The organism is Methylobacterium bullatum (genome assembly GCF_014845095.1).
Lineage (GTDB): Bacteria > Pseudomonadota > Alphaproteobacteria > Rhizobiales > Beijerinckiaceae > Methylobacterium > Methylobacterium bullatum.
Genome location: NZ_NKUG01000079.1, coordinates 23880 through 46336, shown reverse-complemented (window position 1 = coordinate 46336; position 22457 = coordinate 23880). Strand labels below are relative to the sequence as shown.

Genomic DNA, 22457 nt, shown 5'->3' with positions numbered 1-22457 from the left:
GAGAGGGGACGGCGGGCGGGTGCGGTTTCCGGCATGGAAGACGCGTGCCAGGGGACGAGCCCGACGGCAAGCCTTCAGAGCATCGGAACGGGTATGCGCTCCTGTCCCGACCGGGTACTCGCGCGGGACGCGCTTCCGCCGATCAGAGGTCGATCGACATCGACGACAGAGCCGAGCTCTGTGACATTAATGCCATAGGATATATTCCCTCACGCCGTCTGTCTGCCTTCGTACCTAGCGGATACCACCACCTTCGGTAGAATGCAGGTGAAAGCAGTTAGGGGCGGGAAGTGGAAAATCCTTGTAATCGCAGCCCTAATTGTGTTGATCCCAGCTTTCATTGCTCAGAAAAAAGGGCAGTCGTTCGCGCTGTGGTGGTTCTACGGTGCGGCCCTCTTTATTGTTGCGTTGCCTCATGCGCTTATTATGAAACCTGCCGAGGGGAGCGAAGAGGCCAACAAGCAGAAAGCACTTGAATTGGCCAGCAAGGGGTTCACCCCTGTGCGTGAGTCAGCAGTGGACTTTGCCGCCGATGGTGTGATTGGCAGCACGCCCTACCGGAATGAGCCAGACGGTGGCGTGGTGGCAATCGTCAATGGCCGAACGATTAAATTCAAAAACCGTGAGGACTTAGAGACCATGCTTCGAGGAGCGGTCTCGTGAAGAAATCGCTCGCCACCCTCACTATTATGGCTGTCGCGCTTGTCATCGCTGCACAGTTCGTCACGATCTTCGTCATCCAGCCTATCGGCGCCATACCTGAAGGGCGAACCGTCATCATCTCACGGTTAACGAATCTAAACTTCATCGACAGCCCAGATGCATTCTGCGAGCGGGAAATGGGGAGTGTGAACCTCCTATGCCGAGGCATGGTCGCCGGTAGGGTAGCGAGCCAAGCAACCATCATTGCCCGACTGCCCTACTCTTCAATGCTGTACGGCATCAGCACCGGCGGAAAATCCTACGATCGTTAGAGAAGCTGTATAGGTCCAGTAATTCGCCCCCGTCACGTTCAGCACATTGGCGCGGAACTTTGTCCCGCGCTCTTCCAACAAGGCCGAGTAGCGGAGTCCGAAACCGAGACGCGCTCAATCCGGCAAGGTCTGAGCATTCGCCGTAGCGAGCAGTTGCCGCCCCGTGTGGATGCCAGCGCCATTCAGGGTCAGAACCGAGCCCCAGGGGAGATCCCGCTCCGCTCGAGACCGAGTTGCACGTCGGGTTGTGCTGATCGGACGATTGCTCACGGCTATCCGGGTCGCGAGCCCTCGCAAACGGGATGCTACCCTGCCCGAGAATCGCAGGTCGCCCCCTACATGGCCCGTCACGCCGCCGTTTCACCTTTCTCCACCTCCGTCCGCTGCGCCTTCTGGTGCAGCAGGTTGAGGATCAGCGCCGTCCAGCCGGTCTGGTGGGAGGCGCCGAGGCCGCGGCCGGTATCGCCGTCGAAGAACTCGTGGAACAGCAGGGCGTCTTCGGCGCCGGGGGCCGAGGCGATGGGCGGGCGATCGCCGAAGGCCGGCCGCTTACCGTCCTCGCCCTTGGCAAAGAGGGAGATCAGGCGGTCGGTGAGGGCGTCCGCGATGGCGTTGAGGGTCAGGAACGTGCCCGATCCGGTGGGATATTCCACCAGGAAGTCGTCCCCGTAATAGGAATGGAACCGCCGCAGCGCCTCGACGACGAGGTAGTTGACCGGCATCCAGACCGGGCCGCGCCAGTTCGAATTGCCGCCGAACATGTTCGATGTGGAATCGGCCGGGTCGTAGCGCACCGTGAACGCGTCGCCGAACCCGTTGAGGGAATAGGGCCGCTCCAGATGCGCCTTCGACAGGGAGCGGACGCCGTGGTCCGAGAGGAACTCGGCCTCGTCGAGCATGCGCCGCAGCAGCGCCTTCATCCGGTGCCCGCGCAGGAGCGACAGCAGCTTGCGGTCGCCGACGCCGCCTTCGTCCCAGCGCGAGACGAGGCAGGCAAGGTGGGGGCGGTTCTCGAGGAGCCAGTTCAGGCGCCGGGCGAAATCCGGCAGCCGCTGCAGCACCGAGGGCTCGATCACCTCGACGGCGAAGAGCGGCACCAGCCCCACCACGGAGCGGACCCGCAACGGCAGCATCCCGCCGCCGGGAATGTCGACCTCGTCGTAGTAGAACTCGTCCTCCTCGTCCCACAGGCCGAAGCCCTCGCCGCCCATGTCGGTCATCGCCTCGGCGATGAGGAGGAAATGCTCGAAGAACTTCGAGGCGGTGCTCTCGTAGACGTCGTTGTGGAGCGCGAGTTCGAGGGCGATGCGCATCATGTTGAGCGAATACATCGCCATCCAGGCGGTGCCGTCGGCCTGATGGATGCGGCCGAAGCCGGGGGGCGGGCGCGACCGGTCGAACACGCCGACATTGTCGAGGCCGAGGAAGCCGCCCTGGAAGACGTTGCGGCCGTCGGCGTCCTTGCGGTTCACCCACCAAGTGAAGTTGATCAGGAGCTTGTGGAAGACGCCCTCCAGAAAGGCGAGGTCGCCGCGCCCGCCGCGCCGGTCACGGTCGATCTCGAACACCCGGTAGGTGGCCCAGGCATGGACCGGCGGGTTGGCGTCGCCGAACTCCCATTCGTAGGCCGGGAGTTGGCCGTTGGGGTGCATGTACCATTCGCGGGTGAGGAGCAGGAGCTGCTTCTTGGCGAAATCCGGGTCGAGCAGCGCCAGAGGCAGGCAGTGGAAGGCGAGGTCCCAGGCCGCGAACCAGGGATATTCCCACTTGTCCGGCATCGAGAGCACGTCGGACCCGGCGAAATGACGCCAGTGGATGTTGCGCCCGCCGTCGCGCTCGCGCGGCGGGGCCGGCTGGAGCGGGTCACCCTTCAGCCAAAGCCGCACGTCGTAACAATAGAGCTGCTTCGACCAGATCAACCCGGCGGCGGCCTGGCGGAAGATGGCGCGCGAATCCGAGTCCGCGATGCCGTCCTGAAGGGCGTCGTAGAAGGCGTCCGCCTCGGCGATCCGGCGCAGCAGGATGGCGCCCTCGTGGTCGACCGGACGGGGCCGCGACCCCGCCGACAGCCTGAGGTTCACCCGCCGGGTTTCGCCGGGCTCGAGGCGGAAGGCGTAATGCAGGCCGAGCTTGGTCCCGCCATCCCGCCGCACGGCGGATTCGTCGCCCCCGACGATGGCCGCGTGGAGCCCGTCCTTGAACGGGCCGGCTGCATCGGGCTGCCAGCCATGCAGGCGCAGGTTGGTGTCGTTCTCGCAGAACAGCACCTCCGGCTCGCCGTCATGGGAGAGCCGGTATCGGCCGAGGCGCGGATGCTCGCAGGCGATGCTCCCATCGGGCTGGACCGCCATCTTGGGGCGCGATTCCGCCGGTCCCTCGCGCCACGACCAGATGTTGCGGAACCAGAGCTGCGGCACGAGGCGCAGATCGGCCGCCTCCGGGCCACGGTTGGTCGCCGTGATCACCGCATGGATGTCGTCGATCTCCTCCTTGGCGTATTCCACGGTGACGTCGAAGAAGCGGTCCTCGGCGAAGGCGCCCGTGTCCTCGATCTCGTATTCCGGCTGGTCCCGGCCCCGGCGCAGACCCTCGCGGACGAGCTCGTCATAGGGATAGGCGGCCTGCGGATAGCGGTAGAGGAACTTCAGGTAGGCATGGCTCGGGGTCGCGTCGAGGTAGTGATAGACCTCCTTGACGTCCTCGCCGTGGTTGCCCTCCTCGTTGGTCAGGCCGAAGAGCCGTTCCTTCAGGATATGGTCGCGGCCGTTCCACAGGGCGAGGGACAGGCACATCTGCCCACGCTCGTCGCAGATGCCGGCGAGCCCGTCCTCGCCCCAGCGATAGGCGCGCGAGCGTGCCTCCTCATGCGTCAGCGAGCGCCAGGCATTGCCGTCGCGGCTGTAATCCTCCCGCACCGTCCCCCATTGGCGCTCGGCGAGATACGGCCCCCACAGGGACCATGCGCGCTCGCCCCGCGCCTGCTCGGCGATGCGGCGCCGCTCGGCCCAGGCGTCGAGCTCGCTCACGCCGATTCCCCTCGTGCCGGACCACGCTGGACGCAGGCGCCGAACGGACATGACCGGCGCGCGGCGGGCAACGGCCGGCAAGGACGGGGGATCGTGCGGCGGGGAATTGTGCGGCAAGGAATCGTGCAGCAAGACGTGGAGGGCGACTTTTGGGCGGTCATCGGTCCCGATGGGCTTTGGCTCAGTGGGAGCCGAGATGCACCATTAGCGCCAAGCGCCGATATGTCTTGGAGGAACATGCCGCCAGGGGCGGTCCTCGACCGGCCGCCGGAGAACGGTCACGCGGGCGTCACGGAATGGTGCGCGTGATCCGCCGCGAAATCCGGCGGCGGCGGGCCGAGCACTCTGCTAGCCTGCGCCACCGCCACGACAGCCTGATTCCGGTGCCATGACCAGACCACGCACGAACACGGCCCGCACGCTCGGGCTCATCGCCCTCCTCGCCCTCGCGCCCGCTCACGCGCTGGCACAATCGGCGACGAATCTGGAAGCTGTGCGCGGGCTGGCGCCGGTGAGCGCCCTGGCGGCGACGGCGGAGGGCAAGGCGGCGCTGGCGGCGAACCTCACGGTCACCGGCGACATCCAGATGGGGCGGCACGACCAGCCGCTGCTGCTGCCCTTTCCCGAGCAGCAGCGCCTCGCCCTGCGCGATTGCTTCATCACCGACGGCAACGCCGCGCAGCTCGCCGACGGCCTCGGCACCGCCCTCGGGGAGGCCTATCAGGCCAAGGCGCGCTACGAGGACTTCAAGACCTTCACCAGCGTCTCTGGCAGCATCGCCCGCCTGATCGGCTACACCAACAACATCACCAAGTCGGATTCGAATGCGGGGAAGTACTTCTTCGCCAATGCGACGACGAATGGGGAGGCCCCCGTCTCCGAACCCGCCCGCGCCATCCTGACCAGGATCGGCGGTACGACGGATGTCTTCGGCAAGGCCTATGGCCGTCCCGCCGGGACGCCGGGTGCCGACGCCTTCGGCAATTCGCGCCCGTTCCAGACCGAGCCGAGCCTTCTCGCCTATCGCGGCGAGGATTATTTCGGCGCCGCCTCGCACAGCATCGACTGGCTGCGGGGGCCGAAGCAGAACCTGACGGACAGCCCGTCCTATCCGAGCGGCCACACCACCTACGGCTATACGGAATCCCTGCTCCTCGCCCTGCTGGTGCCCGAGCGCTACCAGCAGATGATCGCGCGCGGGGCCGAGTACGGCAACAACCGCATCGTGGTCGGCGCCCATTACGCCATGGACGTGCTCGGAGGCCGGAGCGTCGCGCTCCACGCCGTCGCCCATCTGCTGGCCAACGACCCCGCCTATGTGGGCCAGACCCGCGCGAACCCGGCCATCGACAACGAGATGAGCCGCGCCACCGACGGCGCGGTGACGATCACCGATTATCCCGAGGCCCTGAAGGCGGCCCGCGCGGAACTCCAGGCCGTCCTTCGCGAGGGCTGCGGCGACACGGTGGCCGCCTGCGCCGCCGCCGACCGGAGCCGGTTCAAGGATGCCGCCGCCAACGGGGCCTTCTACGCCTCCACCCAGACCTACGGCCTGCCGGTGGTGCATCGGGACCGGTCGGGCCAGGCGGTGGATGTCGCGCGGGTCGCGCCGGAGGCCGGACATCTCCTCACCGCCGCCTTTCCGGCGGTGACGCTCGCCGAGGCCAACGCCATCCTCACCGACACCCTCGGCCCGGCCGGCGGCTTCCTCGACGACGGCTCGGTCTTCGGCCTGTATTCCCGGCTCGACCTCTACGCGGCCGGGGGCAAGGCGGCGGCCCTCGCCGCCACCCGGCGGTCCGCCGCCCCGTAGCACTCACCGCGCCGGCGCATGGGGTGGCGGACGACGGGCCGCGCATCCTCACTCGGACACGCGCTTGACCATGTGGACGATGCGGGAATGGCCGGACTCAGCGTCGGGATTTCGCAGCTCACGCATTCCCGGCGCCCGGCCGGTGGTCAGGAAGACCAGGACCGTCAACGCGAGGACCCATTTGGCGGACATCGCCCTTTTCCTTCTCGGGGGAGAGAGGAAGGCTCTACGCCGGGAGGCGGGCCGACGGGTTGCGCCGGCGCACATCCACGCGAACGCGCCCTGGTGGGTGCTTCGACATGACGAGGGGACGGTACGGGCCGTCGTCTCGCGGACGTTCAGGCTTTCTTAGCCGTGCCACGGGAGAATGGCCCATCATCAGCCTGCCGCGAGGGCCTCGTCCGTGCTCGACTTCATCCTCTACATCAGCGCTTCGGTCTGTGCCGTGGGATGCCTGGGGCTCTGGGTGCTGCGCGAGCCGCCGGTCTCCTATCCGCGGGTGGAATGGGACGACGACGTCATCGGCTGATCGCGGCCCCGCCCCGGACGTCCACTGCGTCGTTCCGCGCGATGGCGTCACCGGGACGGCTGAGGCAGCACTTTCGTCGCGAGCGACGCCCGATCGTGAGGGCGGAACGGGGACCCTTCGGATGCGCGACGGCCGCCCCCCAGATGGGTTAGGGAGCCGACCGCAGTCTCGACCGTTGGGCTCCCTCGAGCCCGGATGAACGCGGCGGCCGGATGGGAACGGGCGGTATGGAGGACGACATCGACCGGTTGCGGCGGCGCGAAGCCGATCTCGAAGCCGAGATCGCGCGGCTGAAGGCGGAGATCGCGTCCGGCATCCATTCCCCGGAGAGCGGCCAGAAGACCTCGGCGGCGGGGCCGGAACTGCTGTTCACGGCGGCGGAGAAGACCCGCATGCCGCAGATCATCACCGACCCGAACCAGCCCGACAATCCCATCGTCTTCGCCAACCGCGCCTTCCAGGACCTGTGCGGCTACTCGGCGGAGGAACTCGTCGGGCACAATTGCCGGTTCCTGCAGGGGCCGGGAACCGACCCGGCCGACGTGGCGCGCCTGCGCGACGCCATCGCGGCGCGGCGCGACGTGGTGGTCGAGATCATCAACTATCACCGCGACGGGACGCCGTTCCGCAACGAACTCTATGTCAGCCCCGTCTTCGACCGGGACGGGCGCCTGCGCTACTTCTTCGGCAGCCAGCTCGACGTCACCCGCTTCCGCACCGAGGAGGGCAAGCTCGCCGAGAGCGAGGCCCGCTACCGGACGCTGTTCGACGCCATCGATGCCGGGTTCTGCATCGTCGAGATGCGGTTCGACGCCACGGGCCGCGCCATCGACTACCGCTTCATCGAGGTCAATCCCGCCTTCGAACGGCAGGCCGGCCTCGGCGACGTCGAGGGCCGCTGGGTCAGCGAGGTCATTCCCGGCATCGAACCCCGCTGGCTCGACACCTATGGCGAGGTCGCCCTGTCCGGCGAACCCGTCCGGTTCGAGAGCGGGGCGGTGACGCTGGGCCGCTGGTTCGACGTGCACGCCCTGCGCATCGGGGAGCCGGTCCAGCGGCGCGTCGCCATCCTGTTCAACGACATCACCGACCGGCGCGAAGCCGAGACCGTGCTGAGGACGACGGCCCGCGAGCGCACCACGGAGCGGGACCTCGTCTGGCGCGCGAGCCGCGACCTCCTCGTGATCTGCGGCTTCGACGGTATCTACCGGTCGGTCAATCCGGCCTGGAGCGAGATGCTGGGCTGGCCCGCCGAGGCCCTGGTCGGCGCGCGGTTCGACGCTTTCGTGCATCCCGAAGACCGCAAGGCGGCCGAGCAGGCCATGGACCGGTTGCGGAGCGGCGCCATCCTGGACAACCTCGACATCCGGCAGATGGCGGCCGATGGCAGCGAGCGCTGGATTTCCTGGAACGCGATTCCCCAGGGCGACCATTTCTACGCCGCCGGCCGCGACGTGACCGAGCGCAAGGCCCTGGAGGAGCAGCTCCGCCAATCGCAGAAGCTCGAAGCCGTGGGCCAGCTCACCGGCGGTGTCGCCCACGACTTCAACAACCTCCTGACCGTGATCCGGTCCTCCACCGACCTCCTGCGCCGTCCCGACCTGCCGGAGGAGCGCCGGCGGCGCTATGTCGACGCCATCTCGGATACGGTGACCCGCGCGGCCAAGCTCACCGGCCAGCTCCTGGCCTTCGCCCGTCGGCAATCCCTGACGCCAGAGGTCTTCGACGTCGCCAAGGGCGTGGCCTCCGTGGCCGACATGGTCGGCACGCTCACGGGCGCGCGCATCCAGGTCGTGACCCAGATCGAGACCGGCCGGGACGATGCGGGACAGCCGCTGGCCTGCCTCATCGACGCCGATCCGAGCCAGTTCGACACGGCCCTCGTCAACATGGTCGTCAACGCCCGCGACGCCATGGACGGCGAAGGCCGGCTGACCATCCGGGTTCGCCGCGCGTCGATCATCCCGGCCGTCCGGGCGCATCCCCGCATCCGGGGGGATTTCGTCGCCGTCTCCGTCGCCGATACCGGCTCGGGCATCGCGCCGGAGGTCCTCGACCGGATCTTCGAGCCGTTCTTCACCACCAAGGGCGTCGGGCAGGGCACCGGCCTCGGCCTGTCCCAGGTCTTCGGTTTCGCCAAGCAATCGGGCGGCGAGGTCGTGGTGGAAAGCCGCCTCGGCCAGGGCACGACCTTCACCCTCTATCTTCCGCGCGCGGCGGGGGAGGCCGTGGCCGCCGAGCCGGTGCGCGAGCCCCCGCCCCTGGCCGAGCGGCACGGCACCCGCGTGCTCGTGGTGGAGGACAACGCGGAGGTCGGCGCCTTCGCGACCCAGGCCCTGCAGGAACTCGGCTACGTCACGCATTGGGTGACGGATGCGCAGCAGGCCCTCGACGCCCTGGCGCGCGACTCCGCCGGTTTCGAGGTGGTCTTCTCCGACGTGGTCATGCCGGGCATGAACGGCATCGATCTCGGCCACGCGATCCGTCGCACATGGCCGGACCTGCCGATCGTGCTCACCTCGGGCTACAGCCACGTCCTCGCCGAGGAGGGCAGCCATGGGTTCGAGCTCCTGCGCAAACCCTATTCGGTGGCCGACCTGTCGCGCATCCTGCGGCTCGCCGTCTCGCGCTGACGCGGCCCGCCGGGCGGGCGCGACCGGGCGACGCGGCAACCTCTGTTGCAGTGCAACGTTCCCTCCTCATGAAAGCCGGCGCGTGGTCACCGGGGCGATGGGGCACGTCTGTCGTCACCGCACGGCCCGTCATCGCCGCCTCGCCCGGTTCCCGCGCATTCCAGGCCGGCACCGAACGACGCCCGCCCGATACGGACATCCCCATGAGCATCGCCTCCGCCCTCGGCCTGACCTCTTCGAAAAAGGTCCGCTACGCCTTCGTCGCCCTCGGCGACATCACGCAGGAAGCCATGCTGCCCGGCGTGAAGCACACCGGCAATTCGGAGATCGTCGCCTTCGTCACCGGCGACCCGGAGAAGGCGCGCGGCGTCGGCGCGCAATACGGCGTCACCGATACCTACGGCTACGAGGAGTTCGACGCGCTGCTGGCCTCGGGCACGATCGATGCGATCTATCTCGCCACGCCGAACTGGCGCCATGCGGAGTTCGCGGTTCCCGCCCTGAAGGCCGGCATCCATGTCCTCGTGGAGAAGCCGCTGGAAATCTCGGCGGAGAAGTCGAAGGAGATCATCTCGGCCCAGACAGCCTCCGGCGCCAAGCTCATGGTGGCCTACCGGCTGCATTTCGAGCCCTGCACCCTGGCGACCATCGACCTGATCCGGTCCGGCCGGCTCGGTGACCTCCTCACCTTCTCCTCGACCTTCACCCAGATGGTCTCGCCCGAGAACCACCGCGCGACCAGCGGCATCGAAGCGGGCCCGATCTTCGACATGGGTCCGTATCCGATCAACGCCGCCCGCACCATCTTCGGCGACGAGCCGACGGAGGTGGTCTCGGCCGTGGGCATCCGCCACCCCGAAGCCGGTCTCGGCGATTTCGACGATACCGTCGCGGTGACCCTCCGGTTCCCGCAGAACCGCATCGCGCAGTTCGTGCTGTCCTATTACGGCAATACCCTCGACAGCTATTCGGTCGTCGGCACCAAAGGCAGCGTCGAGGTCAACCCGGCCTACATGTACGGCAAGCCTCTGGAGCACACGGTCACCATCGGCGAGGACAAGAGCCACGCCAGCTTCAAGAACACCGACCATTTCGGCGGCGAGCTGAAATACTTTTCGGATTGCATCCTTCATGACCGCGAGCCCGAGCCCGATGGCGAGGAAGGCTTGGCCGATCTTCGTGTGATCGAAGGCATCGTCCGCGCCCTGCAGACCGGGACGTCCCAGACGCTCGAACCCTTCACCCGCACCAAGCGCATCGACACGAAGGCCCAGGAGCAGACGCTCCCGGCACAGAAGGCGCCGGAGCTCGTCAACACGTCGAATCCCGGCAAGGGCAAGGACAAGGTTCCGCTGAACTAGCCCGGCCGTTTCGAGACCGTTCCCGTCCCTCGCTCCACAAGTTCTCGCGATGAATGACCGAGCCCAGGCGGGCACCGACCTCACCGTCGATGCCCGGCGCGTCGACCCGGACGGCACGGAACACCCGATCCAGGACTATGCCGCCCTGGGCGACGGCCGCTCCGTCGTCCTCGTCGGGCCGGACGGCGCGGTGGCATGGTGGTGCGTCCCCGAGATGGATTCGCCGCCCCTGTTCGACCGGCTCCTGGAGCCGGACAGCGGCGGCTATTTCCAGGTTCGCCCCGAGGGGGCGTTCACGATGGAGCGGCGCTACCGCACCGACAGCAACGTGCTGGAGACGATCGTCACCACGGCGACCGGCACGGCCCGGATCACCGAATCCCTCAACAGCAGCCGCGCCGGCCGCCTGCCCTGGTGCGAACTCGCGCGCCGGCTGGAGGGAGTCTCGGGCACGGTGACGTTCCGGATCCGCGCCGTCTTCGGCACGCGCGGCGACTCGCTTTCGCCCTGGCTCCAGCCGAACCCCAACGGCTGCGTCTTCCATGTGGGACCGGTGCTCGGGGTGATCCGCTTCAGCGACAACATCCGCATCCTCGAGGAAGAGGACCGCACCATCGCGGCGACGGTGACGCTGGGGGAGGGGGAGCGCGCGCTGGTGGCGCTTCTGGCCGGTGAGGACGAGCCCCTCGGCATCCCCACCATCGCGGAGATCGACGAGCGCATCGATGTCAGCGACGACGCCTGGCGACACTGGGCGGAGGGCCTGCATTACGACGGCCCGCACCGTTCCGAGGTGCGGCGCAGCGGCCTCGCCCTGAAGCTGCTGCTCTACTCGCCGACCGGGGCCATCGCCGCGGCCGCCACCACCTCCCTGCCCGAACGGATCGGCGGGCCGAAGAACTACGATTACCGCTACGCCTGGATCCGCGACGCCGGCTACACCGTCAACGCCTTCCTGCGCGTCGGCGCGATGCCGGAGGCGAAGGCCGCCTTCTCCTGGCTGATGAAGCATCTCGGCGCGCATGGGGCGCAGGTCTTCTACACCCTGCGCGGGGGAAAGGTGCCGGAGGAGACCTCTCTCGACTTGGCCGGCTATCGCGGGTCGCGCCCGGTCCGGGTCGGCAACGCGGCGGCCCGCCAGCACCAGCACGGGATCTACGGCGACATCTTCGAGACCGCGACCCTGTTCGTCGCCGACGGCAACATCCTCGACCAGAAGAGCGCGACGGTCCTGGCGGACCTCGCCGACGAATGCGCCGACCGCTGGCGCCAGAAGGATGCCGGGATCTGGGAACTGGAAGTCCCGCAGCATTACACGATGTCGAAGATCAGCGCCTGGCAGGCGCTGGCCCGCGCCGTCGAACTGGCGGAGGCCGGCCATATCTCGGCGACCTGCGTGCCGCGCTGGTCGCGGGAGCGGGATCGGATCCAGGCCTGGATCGAGGAGCATTGCTGGTCGCAGACGCGCCGAGCCTATACGTTCTATCCCGGCACCGACCGCCTCGACGCCTCCCTGACCCTGGCGGTCCGGTTCGGCTTCGACGGGCGCGACCGCCTGTCCTCCACCCTCGACGCGATCCGCGAGGAACTCGGGCGCGGCCCGCTTCTCTATCGCTATTCGGGAGCGGAGAGGGAGGAGGGCGCCTTCGTCGCCTGCTCGTTCTGGCTGGTGGAGGCCCTGGCCGAGCTCGGAAGGCAGGACGAGGCCGAGGCGGTCTTCACCGGCACGCTGAGCGCCGTCACCCGGGGCGTCGGCGTGATGAGCGAGATGGTCGATCCCGACACCGGCGACCATCTCGGCAACACACCGCAGGGCCTGAGCCATCTCGCCCTGCTTCACGCGGCCTGTTCCCTGCGTGGCGACCGCGAACGAGACTTGAAAGCGGCCCGATGACCGGCACCACCCTCGATACCCGTTCCGGCGCTCTCAGCCTGCCGGATGCGGCGCCCAGCCGGCATCCCGGCCTCGTCCTCACCGCCCTGGCCATGGGCGGCTTTGCCATCGGTACCACCGAATTCGCCACGATGAGCCTGCTTCCGGCCTTCGCGCCCGATCTCGGCATCGACGCGCCGACCGCCGGCCATGTCATCAGCGCCTACGCCCTCGGCGTGGTCGTCGGCGCGCCGGTCATCGCCGTGCTGGCGGCCACCATGGCCCGACGGACGCTCCTCGTCGGGCTGATGGTTCTGTTCGCGCTGGGCAACGTCCTGTCGGCCCTGGCCCCGAACTATCACGGGATGCTGCTGTTCAGGTTCCTGGCGGGCCTGCCGCACGGGGCCTATTTCGGCGTGGCCGCTCTCGTCGCCGCCTCCCTCGTCCCACGGGAGCGGCGGACCCAGGCGGTCTCGCGGGTGATCCTGGGTCTCACCCTCGCCACGGTGGCCGGGGTGCCCCTCGCCAACGGGATCGGCCAGCTCGTGGGCTGGCGCTGGAGCTTCGGGCTCGTCGCCGTCCTGGCGATGCTGACGGCGGTGGCGGTGCGGGTCTTGGCGCCCCTCGGCCGTCCGGCGTCGGGCGCCAGTGCGCTCCGCGAACTCGGGGCGCTGCGGCGCGGGCAGGTCTGGCTCACCCTGGCCATCGGCGCCATCGGCTTCGGCGGCCTGTTCTCGGTCTATACCTATCTCGCCTCGACGCTCATCGAGGTCACCCATGCCGCGCCGGTGGCGATCCCGCTGGTGCTCGCCGTGTTCGGCCTCGGCCTCACGGCAGGCAACCTCGTTTGCGCCTGGGCCGCCGACCGCGCCCTGATGCCGGCGGCCGGGCTGACCCTGGTCTGGGCGGCGGCGGCTCTCGCCCTCTACCCGTTCGCGGTGGAGAGCGTCTGGACCCTGGCGCCGGTGGTGTTCCTCATCGGTTGCGGCGGCGGCCTCGCCACCATCCTGCAGACGCGCCTGATGGACGTGGCCGAGGACGCACAGACCTTGGCTGCCGCGCTCAACCACTCGGCCTTCAACTTCGCCAACGCGCTGGGTCCGTGGCTCGCCGGCCTCGCCCTCACCGCCGGGTTCGGCCTGCCCTCCACGGGGTGGGTCGGCGTCGCCCTGGCGCTGGGCGGGTTGGCCCTATGGGCGGTCTCCGCCTCCCTGGAACGGCCCCGCGCCGCCTCATCGACGGTCCGGTAGTGGGTCAGTTTGAACGCTGCATGTGATGCTGAGTGCCCTCGTAGCTCAGAATCGCTTGGCAGGCGGCCATCATCGGCTTTGCAAGGCGATCCTCTGCCTCAGCCAGTTGCGCTCGCTTCTGAGACCGGACGTCCGGGTGCCATCTCTCCTCGTAATCTCCCAGGAAGCCGATTCGATCTGCCTCGTCGGACGCGGCGTAGATGGCAGAGAGCGGGCCTGTGGCACCGTTCGTGGCTAGCCAAACAGGTTGCCAAGCATCGACATATCGCAAGATCGCAATAGCCGCGCTCAGCGGCCTGATACGGCCCTCCAAGTATGCGGTAGCGATTTCCGTAGCGCTCAAGAAATCGTTCGCCTTCTCAAACTCACACGCCAACGACACGCAGGGCACCTCGGCGGACAGCATAGGCGAAGAACGCCGAGCCATGCAGGTGGTGCCGAGCAGAAAGCCCGAAGCGGATAGGGCCGCGCCGCCTACGACGTCAGCGGCTGGATATCGAGCTGCATGCCCCGGCCCCTGAGGACGCGGACGAGGCGGCCTTCGAGTTCGTCGTCGAGCCCGTTCACCTGCATGTGCAGGCGGCTTCCCTTCGCCGTGCCCGTCACCCAGAGACGATAGACGAGCCCCTCCTCGCGCAGCTGCGTCAGAAGTCGCTCGGAGCCGATCCGGTTGGCTTCGTCGTTCATGGCAATGAGGCTCGCGTCCATTCAGGTCTCCCTTTCCGAAAAGGACAACGTCCCAGGTGTCTGTTTCGTCCTGATGTCTCGGGTGTCATCTGCGAACGAGGATAACGATCGGGACACGGCGGGCCTTCGGTCATCGACGGGAAGCGTGGTCCAGCGACCCGACCCGACGCCGATGGATGGAGCTTAGCAATGGGCGGGCCGGCGCGGCGGCGGCCCCACATCCGCCGGTCGACCGGAGGCGGGCGCGGCCTCACCCGCGCTGTCCCGCCCGATACGCGGACGACCATGCATGCGCGCAGAATTCGAGAAGCGCTCGCCCGCATCGGCGCAAATTACGGTCCTCGCGAGCCTGTGTTAATCGTTCTTCAGCATGGAAATTGACTGGTCTTTATTGCCCGCGGCTCGATAACCTCCGGCGACGGAGCCGACACGGCGCCTGGAGGCATGAGATGAAGTTCGGATCCGCTATCCTGCTGGGGCTCTTCGCGGCGTCCCCGGCCGCCGAGGCCCTGGCCCAGAGCCCCCGCGACGTGCCGATCACCCAGGATCTGCGCCGCGAGGAACGCATCGAGCGCCGCCTCGACCGGACCATGCCGCCGCCGGTGGACCCCAACGTGTCGCCGGACAATCCGGACGGCGTCGTCGGCTTCGACGGTCCGCCCGGCATGTTCGAGAACGGGGTCGAGAACGGCAGCCCGATCCCCTCCGGATCCCCCGTCGACGACGACGACGATTGAGCGCCGCAGCGGCATCCTCTTTCGCGGGGGCGCGCGCGCGCCGGTCACGGTCCGTGCCCTCCCGTTCGATCGGCGTCCGTGTCCTGTCCCACGGCATCCGTCGTCGCCGCCTGCGAGGCGGATCGCCGGGCAAAGGTCCGCTCCGCCACCTTTCCGAGCGGCTGGCCGCTGTTGCGGATCGACCATGTCGTCGTCGGGCCGGTCCACGGACCACCTGCCCCTCCTCGTCGAACCGGGAATCGGCCCGACCTGAAGCCTCGAACGCCAGGGAGGATGGGGGCGGTCCGACCGCTTGCGGTTTCGCAAGGAGAAACGATCGCCGCGGTTGTATGATGACGATGGCGTGAGGGAGCAAATTACGGCCGTGCGGCTTGTCCCCCCGGCGATGCGATCGGCATCGCCCGTGTTCAGGGATCGATCAGGAATTGCATGGCCGAGGATGTGACGTCGACTGGCTACGAGTGGACGCTGGCGAGCTTCACCGACACCATCCATCGTGGCGGTGTCGCCCTATGGGCCTGGTCACCGACGCGTAGGCTGGCCCAGCTCGATGGGCTCTGCCGCGAGTTCTGGGGAACCTCCGAGTCCGTCGTCCCCATCGACGACCTGTTCGAGCGCGTGAACGCGGAGGACCGCAGCGCGATGATGCGCGACTGGGCGGCGAGCGAGACGGATTCCCACCCCTACAGCTTCGACTTCCGCATCGGCGACGGCCCTCACGCACGCTGGGTCTCCGCCCGCGGCGTGGGTGGGGAGGCCGGTAAGGTCGGCGAATGGGTCCAGGCCATCTTTCTCGACGTCACCCGGCAGAAACGCGCCGAAGAAGCCGAGCACCTCCTGACGGCGGAGCTCGCCCATCGCGTCTCGAACATGTTCTCCGTCGCCCGGGCGCTGACCGCCATCGTCGCCCGGGGCGCCACGTCGACTCCGCACTTCGCCGAGGACCTGTCGCAACGCTTCGGCGTCCTGCACGAAGCCACCACCCTCGCCACGCGGGCACAGGCCGGCGACCACGGCAACGTCAGGCTGCGGACGCTGGCCGAGCGGATCCTGTCCCCCTATCTCGACGGCGGCAACATCGCGATCGACGTCGAGGAGGCCGCCGTGGCGCCTCCCGACAAGGTCAACGACTACGCCATGATCCTGCACGAGCTCGCCACCAACTCGGCCAAGTACGGCGCCCTGTCGGGAGGCGGCACGCTGACGGTGACGGGCCGCGTTGCGGACGGCACGCTGACGCTCGATTGGAACGAGACCTCGGCGTCCTCGGGGGCGGTCGCGTCCGATGGCGGCGGCTTCGGATCCCGCCTGTTGAAACAGACCATCGAGCGCAGCCTCGGCGGAAGCTTCACCCGCCGGATCGACGAGGCCGGTCTCGGCTTCGCGATGCACGTCCCGGTCGCCTGACCGATCATCCGTCCCTCTTCACCTCACCCACCAGGAAACCGGACATGGCCCACGTCCTCGTCATCGGCGCCAGCCAGGGCATCGGCCTGGAAACCGTGAAGGCGGCCCTGGCGGCCGGCCATCGCGTGCGGGCCTTCGCCCGGTCCGCCGCGACCATGTCGCTGTCGGGCCAGGGGCTGGAACGCTTCCCCGGCGACGCCTTGAACGCCGCCGATATCGCATCCGCCCTGGAGGGCATCGACGTCGTGGTGCAGGCGCTGGGCGTGCCGGCGAAGAACCTGCTCGGGCCGGTGACCCTGTTCTCGGCGGCCACCAACGTGCTGGTGCCGGCCATGGAGACAGCCGGCGTGCGGCGCATCCTCTCCGTGACGGGCTTCGGCACCGGCGACAGCCGTGACGCCATCGGCCTGCTGCAACGCATCCCCTTCCGCCTCGTGTTCGGGCGGGCCTATGACGACAAGGACGCCCAGGAGATGCGGATCCGTCGAAGCGGCCTGGACTGGACCTTCGTCCGGCCCGGCGTGCTGACGCCCGGCTCCGCCACGGGACGCTACAGGATCCTGACGGAGCCCGCGTCCTGGCGGAACGGCCTGATCTCCCGGGCCGACGTGGCGCATTTCATCGCCGGCGAGATCGACGGGCGATCCTACGAGCGCAAGGCCGTCGTCCTCATCGGCTAGAGCGCTCTTCGCCGAAGTGGATGGTGGTTTGGGGAGAAAAAGCGCGGCGCAACAACGGTCGCTTGGACGGCGGCGACCGAATTGTGAAAGCGGTCGTCTCCCTGCCGAACCGCTTTTACCAGATTCTCCGAACAGGTGTTGACCCTCCACTCGGTGGAGGCCGTACTCGGGTCGCCATGGGAGCGAAGACGTACACGATAGGCGATCTGGCGCGTCTCACTGGGCAACCGGTCAGACGTATCAGGTTCTACTCCGATAAGGGCCTGCTGCCGCCAGCATTGCGCTCTGCGTCCAACTATCGGTTCTACACCGATGAGGACGTGGCCAAGCTCGATCTCATCCACGCATTACGCGAGGCTGGGGTCAGCCTGGACACGATTGAGCGTCTCTTGGCACGCCGTCTGTCCTTGTCGGACGTACTGCAAACCCGCCTTGACGTCCTCGAAGCGGAGATTGCAGCCATGCAGCGGATGGCCGCAGTTCTTCGTGCTACGCTTCGTGTCCCAAACCCTGCCGATAGTGATCTGAGGAGGATTTGGACCATGAGCAACTTGAGCAACCAGCAGATGACGGTACGGATTGAACGGTTTATCGACCGCATAGCCGCAGGCACTACTCTCGATAGCGAGTGGCGGCGTCAGGTCTTAGAGATGAGTTTGCCTGAGCTGCCCGATGCCCCCACGGTGGAACAGCTGTCTGCCTGGGACGAGCTTGCGGGCTTATTGTCCGACCCCTCGTTCGAGCACGAGGTCCATGAAGGCACGAAGGCTTTCTGGACCGATAACCTCGACGCTGCTGCGTACAAGGTTGCCTCGACCAAAGCGTACGCGGCAGCGCTTAAAGGGATCGTTGACGGGCTGTCGCCGCAGAGTGTTCAGGCTCAGGCCGTCGCCCGTGAGTGGCTGGAAGGATCTGCCCGTGCTCTCGGACGAAAGCCTGATTGTGCATTCCGCGAATGGCATTTCACTCAGTACGACAGGAACGCCGGTCGCTTGGGGCGGTACCGGGAGCTTGTCATCATCCTCCATGGCGACACACCAATTGCCGCGGATCGAAAGGCCTGGGCTTGGCTCAACGACGCGATGAAAAACCTTCAGCTTTCCGACTGAGGTTCTGCGGTCGAAGGTCTGCCTACCGATGGCTAAAACCTGGAAGCAGACCTTCGGCTTTCCACCCACCCCGGACGTGGGTCATCCTTAATTAAGCTGCCGCGAAGCGGACCTTCCGAGGATCTGTGAAGGGTCCAGGCTGTGTAAAAACGTCAGCACGTCGCAACGCAGGAGAGCAATGTTTCATGGCAGCTAGAGAAACATAAGGCCGAATGGCCGCAATAGCGACTTTCGAGGACTGTTGCAGAAAATCGTTCTACTTGTATCGGCCCGAGACGCATTTTCACACAGCCTCGGTCGAAAGCAGCCCCGGCAGCGTGGACCAAACGTCAGATTTTCACCACCAGAGCTGCACCCACCCCAACGCGGTCGCGCGCAGGTCTAGGATCGCGGTTTGCCCCGGAGCGTGATGCGCGTCAGCTCGGACGATGTCCCGAGCCGCAAGGCGAAGCCGGGCCATAGCCCCGTGCCGTTGTTGACGTAGAGCGTCATGGCGCCGACCGCGTAGGGGCCGGAGACGAAGCCGGCATTGGCGCGCGCGACCAGGCGGTCGAGGCCCTGGATCATCCCGCCATGCGTGTGCCCGGAGAGTTGGAGGGCCACCCCCTTGGCGGCCGCCCGCGCCGCATCCTTCGGCTGATGGTCGAGGAGGACGATCGGGGCATCGGACGGCGCACCGGCCAAAGCGGCGTCGAGGTCGTGCACCGGCCGGCCCGAATGCGACGCCGACAGGTCGGTCACGCCCGCGAGGACCAACGCATCGGCGCCGCGCCTCAGGATTGTATGCCGGTTCTCCAGCACGCCCATGCCCAGCTCGGCATAGCGGCGCATCCACCCCGCGTAGTCGAAGAAATACTCGTGGTTGCCGGGGATCACCCAGACCCCGTCCGGGGCACGGAGACCCCGCAACGGTTCGACGTCGGCGCGGCGCGATGCGAGGGCCCCGTCGATCAGGTCGCCGGTGATGACGATGAGATCGACGCCGAGCGCGTTGGATCGCGTCACCACCTCCCGCGCCCAGGCCGCCGGGAACAGGCGGCTGAGATGCAGGTCCGTCAGCTGGAGCAGGGTGAAGCCGTCGAAACCGGCCGGGAGGTTCTCGATCTCGACGGTGACGTCCTTGAGCGGCGGCACCCGCACCGCCTGCTGCACCGCCACCGCCGACAGGAGCATGGCCAGCGCCGCCTCGGTGTAGCGCCAGCCGGCCGGGATCGCCCAGCCTCCGCCGGGCATGACCTTGGAGGCCAGCTCCACGACGTCGAGGGCCAGCTGCATCGCCGCCAGGAGGACGATCGCCCCGAAGGCCCAGTTGAACAGCACGATCAGCAGCCGGGGAAACTCGGGCGCGAAGACCGAGCCGGACGAGAGGCGGCTCCACAGATGGTACTGCGACGCGACGAGCAGCAGGACGGCGACGCCGGCCTTCACGGCGAGCGGCCATGGCAGGGGCCAGAGTACCCTGGTGATGACGTACAGGCAGGGCAAACCGAAGATCAGGTGAAACATGCTCTCGTATCGGCGACGGTGGACGATCGGCACGGAGCCGATCCTGCTCCCGCGTGGAACGAGGCCATATCATCGACCGCGCGGCGCGGGACGCATCGATCCACCTCGCACACGCCATCACGTGCTTCCGAGCACACTCGCTGTCGCCGAAGGGGGCGGGGGATGTCACGTCCGACGGCCCGTTCTCGTCCTGCGACCCGCCCGGGTGGAGGACGCGCGGAAAGAGCCCTCCCGTACGGTCCATCTCCCTCCCGCGGGCGCGCGCCCGCCTCTTGCATGTGCGACAACGGCGCCGAGGCGCCCTGGCTCGAGATGGACCGTTGTCGATCGGGGAGCCGTCGCGGGGAATGGCCCGACATCGGTCCCGCTCTTGCCATGTGTGAATGTCCCGGCGCCGGGGCCATGCCATGGCCCCATCCACATCACACGCGACAGACGCGAAACGAGGCCGGCGGGGAATGCTGAAACAGGGTTCGGATGAGGCAGGATCAGCACGAGGCACGGCACAGATGATGCGGGATGCGACGGCCCGCGCCACTGGGCCGACATTCGATCAGATCCGCCGGCGCGCCTATGAACTCTGGGAGCGCAATCACCAGCCGATGGGGTTCGAGATCGAGTTCTGGCTCATGGCCGAGAAGGAGTTGCGGGCCGAGCGGGACCGTGCGGCGAAGGCCGAGGCGACGGAGGGCGGCGATTCCCTCCCGCCCCAGCAAGCGTGAGCGAACGGCAAGACGATCTTGCCCGTAACCGCATTACCCGAACATAACGCTCATGTCAGAAATGCATGATCGCATGACTAAATTCGGGCAATTCTTGCACGATGATAGTCAAAATGCACAACGCGCGATCATGTGCCCTGGGTTTTGGCGACAAATCTCGAACAGGGCCACCGCTCCGCTTTAAGAATTATTTAGATATTTTGCGCACCTTCCGGTCGGATACCATCCAGAGATGGCTTCCCGTCACCGGAACGCTTTTCATGCTGAGCCGCCTTTCCCTGCGCGCGCGCCTCATCGGCGCCTTCTCGATCACGACGCTGCTCCTCGTGGTCATGGGGGCCGTGGCCTTGACCGCCACCCGGACGATCAACGGACATCTGGTGAGCGTGCAGTCGGACGCTCTGCCGAGCGTCGCCAAGGCCGGTGAGATCTCCGGCTGGATCGGGCGCTACGCCATCAGCATCTATCGCCATCTCGGCGCGATCGATCCGGATTCGAAGACGCGCTACGATGCCGAGATCATCGACCGTCAGGGCAAGGTCACCCGCATCCTGGCCGAGTATGCGAGTCTGGCCACCTCCCCCGGCGAGAGGGCCGTCTACGACACGCTCACCACGACCTGGCTCGATTACCAGAAGGAGAACAAGGCGATCCTCGATCTCTCGCGCAGCGGGATGAACGAGGATGGGCTCGAGCGGCTGCAGGGGAAGTCCACCGAACTCCAGCGCCTGTGCACCTCCCTGGCGGACCGGCTCGTGGCCATCAACAACGAGGTGGCGGAGACGTCCCGCCTCGCCAGCCGGCAGGCCTTCGACCGCACCGAGACCCTCGTCCTCGGCGCGGGCCTCGGCGGCCTCGTCCTGTCGGCCTTGCTCGCGTTCTGGATCATCCGCGGCGTCACCGGGGGCATCGCCTCGGTCGTCGAGCCGATGCAGGCGCTGGCCTCGGGCGACCTGTCCGTGGCGATCCCGCGCCAGGGGGAGGGGACCGAGATCGGCACGATCGCGGATGCGGTGCAGGTGTTCAAGACGCGCCTCATCGAGATGCGCGCCCTGGAGGAGGAGACCGTGCTCGCGCGCGCCGGCGCCGAAGCCCAGCGGCAGGCCGCCATGCACAGGCTGGCGGGGGATTTCGAACGGGCCGTGGGCGGCATCGTCGGCACCGTGGCGGCGGCGGCGAGCCAGCTCCAGGGGACCGCGCGCGCGATGACGGCGACGGCCACGCACACCGCCTCGCAATCCCTGACTGTGGCGGCGGCGGCGGAAGAGGCGGCCTCCAACGTCAACACCGTGGCGGCGGCGGCCGAACAGCTCGGCTCCTCGGTCCAGGAAATCGGCCGTCAGGTCGACGGATCGGCCAATCTCGCCACCCTCGCGGTGAACGAGGCGGCACGGACCGCCTCCCTCGTCGAGGAACTCAGCCTGGCGGCGGGCCGGATCGGCGACGTGGTGTCGATCATTTCGGAGATCGCCGGGCAGACCAACCTGCTGGCGCTGAACGCCACCATCGAGGCGGCGCGGGCCGGTGAATCGGGCAGGGGCTTCGCCGTGGTCGCCGCCGAGGTGAAGCAGCTCGCCAGCCAGACCAGCCGCGCGACCCAGGAGATCGGCGACCAGATCGGCCGCATCCAGGCCTCGACGGGACAGGCGGTCTCGGCGATCGGAACCATCACCACGCGGATCGGCGAGATCAGCACCGTGGCCACCTCCATCGCCGCCGCCGTGGAGCAACAGGGCGCCGCCACCCAGGAGATCGTCCGCAACGTGTCCCAGGCGGCCATGGGGACGGGACAGGTCACCGCCAACGTCGCCAGCGTCGCGAACGCGGCCGAGGAGACCGGCGCCGCCGCGAGCCAGGTCCTGGCCTCGGCCTCGGCGCTGTCGCAGCAATCCGACCATCTCGGCACGGAGGTGGCCCGGTTCCTCGCCACCGTGCGCGCCGCCTGACCGGCCACGCGGGACGCTCTCCGCGCCGATGCGGCACGTGCGTGATCTGTGGCTTTCGTGCCTTGAGGCGAGGCGGAACGGTCCTCGCCCTGCCTATGGGTGAGGCATCCGGCGCGCTCGCCCGACCTTGCCCGTAATGTGAGATTTGTTGGCATCGATCTTGTTACGTCACTCCGGCGCGGCCGGCGGCGATCGTCCGTGCAG

At 67.7% G+C, this 22457-nt stretch carries 18 protein-coding genes; 14 read left to right on the top strand and 4 right to left on the bottom strand.

Translation table 11 applies throughout. The features are described from left to right. Positions 1-261: 261 nt before the first annotated feature. Both MBTS_RS23530 and MBTS_RS12510 read left to right on the top strand, forming a co-directional pair. Positions 262-663 (top strand): hypothetical protein, encoded by a 402-nt coding sequence (locus MBTS_RS23530; protein WP_210245944.1) that lies wholly within the window; start codon positions 262-264, stop codon positions 661-663. Then, a complete protein-coding gene (locus MBTS_RS12510; RefSeq protein WP_056146857.1) occupies positions 660-974 on the top strand; it encodes a hypothetical protein in 315 nt (104 codons plus the stop codon). The genes MBTS_RS23530 and MBTS_RS12510 overlap by 4 nt, the downstream gene beginning before the upstream one ends. 347 nt (positions 975-1321) lie before the next feature. Here MBTS_RS12510 and MBTS_RS12505 read toward each other — a convergent pair whose 3' ends face one another. Further along, entirely contained in the window at positions 1322-4051 is a 2730-nt protein-coding gene (locus tag MBTS_RS12505; protein WP_056147171.1) for an MGH1-like glycoside hydrolase domain-containing protein, read from the bottom strand. A 337-nt stretch (positions 4052-4388) separates the two neighbouring features. On the opposite strand from MBTS_RS12505, the gene MBTS_RS12500 reads away from it, so the two are divergent. Then, a complete protein-coding gene (locus MBTS_RS12500) occupies positions 4389-5813 on the top strand; it encodes a phosphatase PAP2 family protein (RefSeq protein ID WP_056146855.1) in 1425 nt (474 codons plus the stop codon). A 48-nt stretch (positions 5814-5861) separates the two neighbouring features. Here MBTS_RS12500 and MBTS_RS12495 read toward each other — a convergent pair whose 3' ends face one another. Further along, positions 5862-6005 carry a hypothetical protein gene (locus MBTS_RS12495; protein WP_018043307.1) on the bottom strand — a complete coding sequence of 48 codons (144 nt, stop codon included), beginning with the start codon at positions 6003-6005 and terminating at the stop codon, positions 5862-5864. Positions 6006-6216: 211 nt separating this feature from the next. On the opposite strand from MBTS_RS12495, the gene MBTS_RS24000 reads away from it, so the two are divergent. The 5 genes from MBTS_RS24000 (at position 6217) to MBTS_RS12475 (ending at position 13459) form a co-directional block, all read left to right on the top strand. Further along, positions 6217-6342: a hypothetical protein gene (locus tag MBTS_RS24000; RefSeq protein WP_274533767.1), complete on the top strand. Its 126-nt coding sequence runs from the start codon at positions 6217-6219 to the stop codon at positions 6340-6342. Between the two features lie 227 nt (positions 6343-6569). Then, positions 6570-8975, top strand: a complete 2406-nt coding sequence (locus MBTS_RS12490) for a PAS domain S-box protein (protein WP_192215789.1) — start codon at positions 6570-6572, stop codon at positions 8973-8975. 203 nt (positions 8976-9178) lie between these two features. Continuing rightward, entirely contained in the window at positions 9179-10336 is a 1158-nt protein-coding gene (locus tag MBTS_RS12485; RefSeq protein WP_192215788.1) for a Gfo/Idh/MocA family protein, read from the top strand. A gap of 49 nt (positions 10337-10385) precedes the next feature. After that, positions 10386-12230 carry a glycoside hydrolase family 15 protein gene (locus MBTS_RS12480; RefSeq protein WP_192215787.1) on the top strand — a complete coding sequence of 615 codons (1845 nt, stop codon included), beginning with the start codon at positions 10386-10388 and terminating at the stop codon, positions 12228-12230. Further along, complete coding sequence (locus tag MBTS_RS12475) at positions 12227-13459, top strand: MFS transporter (RefSeq protein WP_192215786.1); 1233 nt, start codon at positions 12227-12229, stop codon at positions 13457-13459. Before MBTS_RS12480 ends, MBTS_RS12475 begins: the two co-directional genes overlap by 4 nt. Before the next feature lie 474 nt (positions 13460-13933). Here the strand turns inward: MBTS_RS12475 and MBTS_RS12470 are convergent, their stop codons facing one another. Continuing rightward, positions 13934-14167, bottom strand: coding sequence for a hypothetical protein (locus MBTS_RS12470; RefSeq protein ID WP_056250904.1), 234 nt, complete (start codon positions 14165-14167; stop codon positions 13934-13936). Between the two features lie 428 nt (positions 14168-14595). Here MBTS_RS12470 and MBTS_RS12465 point away from each other — a divergent pair, with 428 nt between their 5' ends. The 4 genes from MBTS_RS12465 (at position 14596) to MBTS_RS12450 (ending at position 18079) form a co-directional block, all read left to right on the top strand. Beyond that, the gene (locus MBTS_RS12465) at positions 14596-14883 is read left to right on the top strand and encodes a hypothetical protein (protein WP_018043316.1); all 288 of its coding nucleotides are present in this window, start codon (positions 14596-14598) and stop codon (positions 14881-14883) included. A 429-nt stretch (positions 14884-15312) separates the two neighbouring features. Then, positions 15313-16290 (top strand): sensor histidine kinase, encoded by a 978-nt coding sequence (locus MBTS_RS12460; protein WP_192215785.1) that lies wholly within the window; start codon positions 15313-15315, stop codon positions 16288-16290. 44 nt (positions 16291-16334) lie between these two features. Continuing rightward, positions 16335-16970, top strand: a complete 636-nt coding sequence (locus tag MBTS_RS12455; protein ID WP_192215784.1) for an NAD(P)-dependent oxidoreductase — start codon at positions 16335-16337, stop codon at positions 16968-16970. A 20-nt stretch (positions 16971-16990) separates the two neighbouring features. Continuing rightward, entirely contained in the window at positions 16991-18079 is a 1089-nt protein-coding gene (locus tag MBTS_RS12450; RefSeq protein ID WP_238253925.1) for a helix-turn-helix domain-containing protein, read from the top strand. A 381-nt stretch (positions 18080-18460) separates the two neighbouring features. Here MBTS_RS12450 and MBTS_RS12445 read toward each other — a convergent pair whose 3' ends face one another. Continuing rightward, positions 18461-19585 (bottom strand): metallophosphoesterase, encoded by a 1125-nt coding sequence (locus tag MBTS_RS12445; protein WP_192215783.1) that lies wholly within the window; start codon positions 19583-19585, stop codon positions 18461-18463. Between the two features lie 509 nt (positions 19586-20094). Here MBTS_RS12445 and MBTS_RS12440 point away from each other — a divergent pair. Together MBTS_RS12440 and MBTS_RS12435 are read left to right on the top strand one after the other, a co-directional pair. Next, complete coding sequence (locus MBTS_RS12440) at positions 20095-20307, top strand: DUF2934 domain-containing protein (RefSeq protein WP_192215782.1); 213 nt, start codon at positions 20095-20097, stop codon at positions 20305-20307. A gap of 260 nt (positions 20308-20567) precedes the next feature. Then, entirely contained in the window at positions 20568-22253 is a 1686-nt protein-coding gene (locus MBTS_RS12435; RefSeq protein ID WP_192215781.1) for a methyl-accepting chemotaxis protein, read from the top strand. The last annotated feature ends 204 nt before the right edge of the window (positions 22254-22457 follow it).

What these genes read in the sequence shown, in the direction of transcription:
- MBTS_RS12455 (WP_192215784.1), top strand. Translation starts at nt 16,335, where the DNA reads ATGGCCCACGTCCTCGTCATCGGCGCCAGCCAGGGCATCGGCCTGGAA.
- MBTS_RS12465 (WP_018043316.1), top strand. Translation starts at nt 14,596, where the DNA reads ATGAAGTTCGGATCCGCTATCCTGCTGGGGCTCTTCGCGGCGTCCCCG.
- MBTS_RS23530 (WP_210245944.1), top strand. Translation starts at nt 262, where the DNA reads ATGCAGGTGAAAGCAGTTAGGGGCGGGAAGTGGAAAATCCTTGTAATC.
- MBTS_RS12495 (WP_018043307.1), bottom strand. Translation starts at nt 6,005, where the DNA reads ATGTCCGCCAAATGGGTCCTCGCGTTGACGGTCCTGGTCTTCCTGACC.
- MBTS_RS12460 (WP_192215785.1), top strand. Translation starts at nt 15,313, where the DNA reads ATGGCCGAGGATGTGACGTCGACTGGCTACGAGTGGACGCTGGCGAGC.
- MBTS_RS12445 (WP_192215783.1), bottom strand. Translation starts at nt 19,585, where the DNA reads ATGTTTCACCTGATCTTCGGTTTGCCCTGCCTGTACGTCATCACCAGG.
- MBTS_RS12475 (WP_192215786.1), top strand. Translation starts at nt 12,227, where the DNA reads ATGACCGGCACCACCCTCGATACCCGTTCCGGCGCTCTCAGCCTGCCG.
- MBTS_RS12440 (WP_192215782.1), top strand. Translation starts at nt 20,095, where the DNA reads ATGATGCGGGATGCGACGGCCCGCGCCACTGGGCCGACATTCGATCAG.
- MBTS_RS12490 (WP_192215789.1), top strand. Translation starts at nt 6,570, where the DNA reads ATGGAGGACGACATCGACCGGTTGCGGCGGCGCGAAGCCGATCTCGAA.
- MBTS_RS12480 (WP_192215787.1), top strand. Translation starts at nt 10,386, where the DNA reads ATGAATGACCGAGCCCAGGCGGGCACCGACCTCACCGTCGATGCCCGG.
- MBTS_RS12470 (WP_056250904.1), bottom strand. Translation starts at nt 14,167, where the DNA reads ATGGACGCGAGCCTCATTGCCATGAACGACGAAGCCAACCGGATCGGC.
- MBTS_RS12450 (WP_238253925.1), top strand. Translation starts at nt 16,991, where the DNA reads ATGGTGGTTTGGGGAGAAAAAGCGCGGCGCAACAACGGTCGCTTGGAC.
- MBTS_RS12500 (WP_056146855.1), top strand. Translation starts at nt 4,389, where the DNA reads ATGACCAGACCACGCACGAACACGGCCCGCACGCTCGGGCTCATCGCC.
- MBTS_RS12485 (WP_192215788.1), top strand. Translation starts at nt 9,179, where the DNA reads ATGAGCATCGCCTCCGCCCTCGGCCTGACCTCTTCGAAAAAGGTCCGC.
- MBTS_RS12505 (WP_056147171.1), bottom strand. Translation starts at nt 4,051, where the DNA reads ATGTCCGTTCGGCGCCTGCGTCCAGCGTGGTCCGGCACGAGGGGAATC.
- MBTS_RS12435 (WP_192215781.1), top strand. Translation starts at nt 20,568, where the DNA reads ATGCTGAGCCGCCTTTCCCTGCGCGCGCGCCTCATCGGCGCCTTCTCG.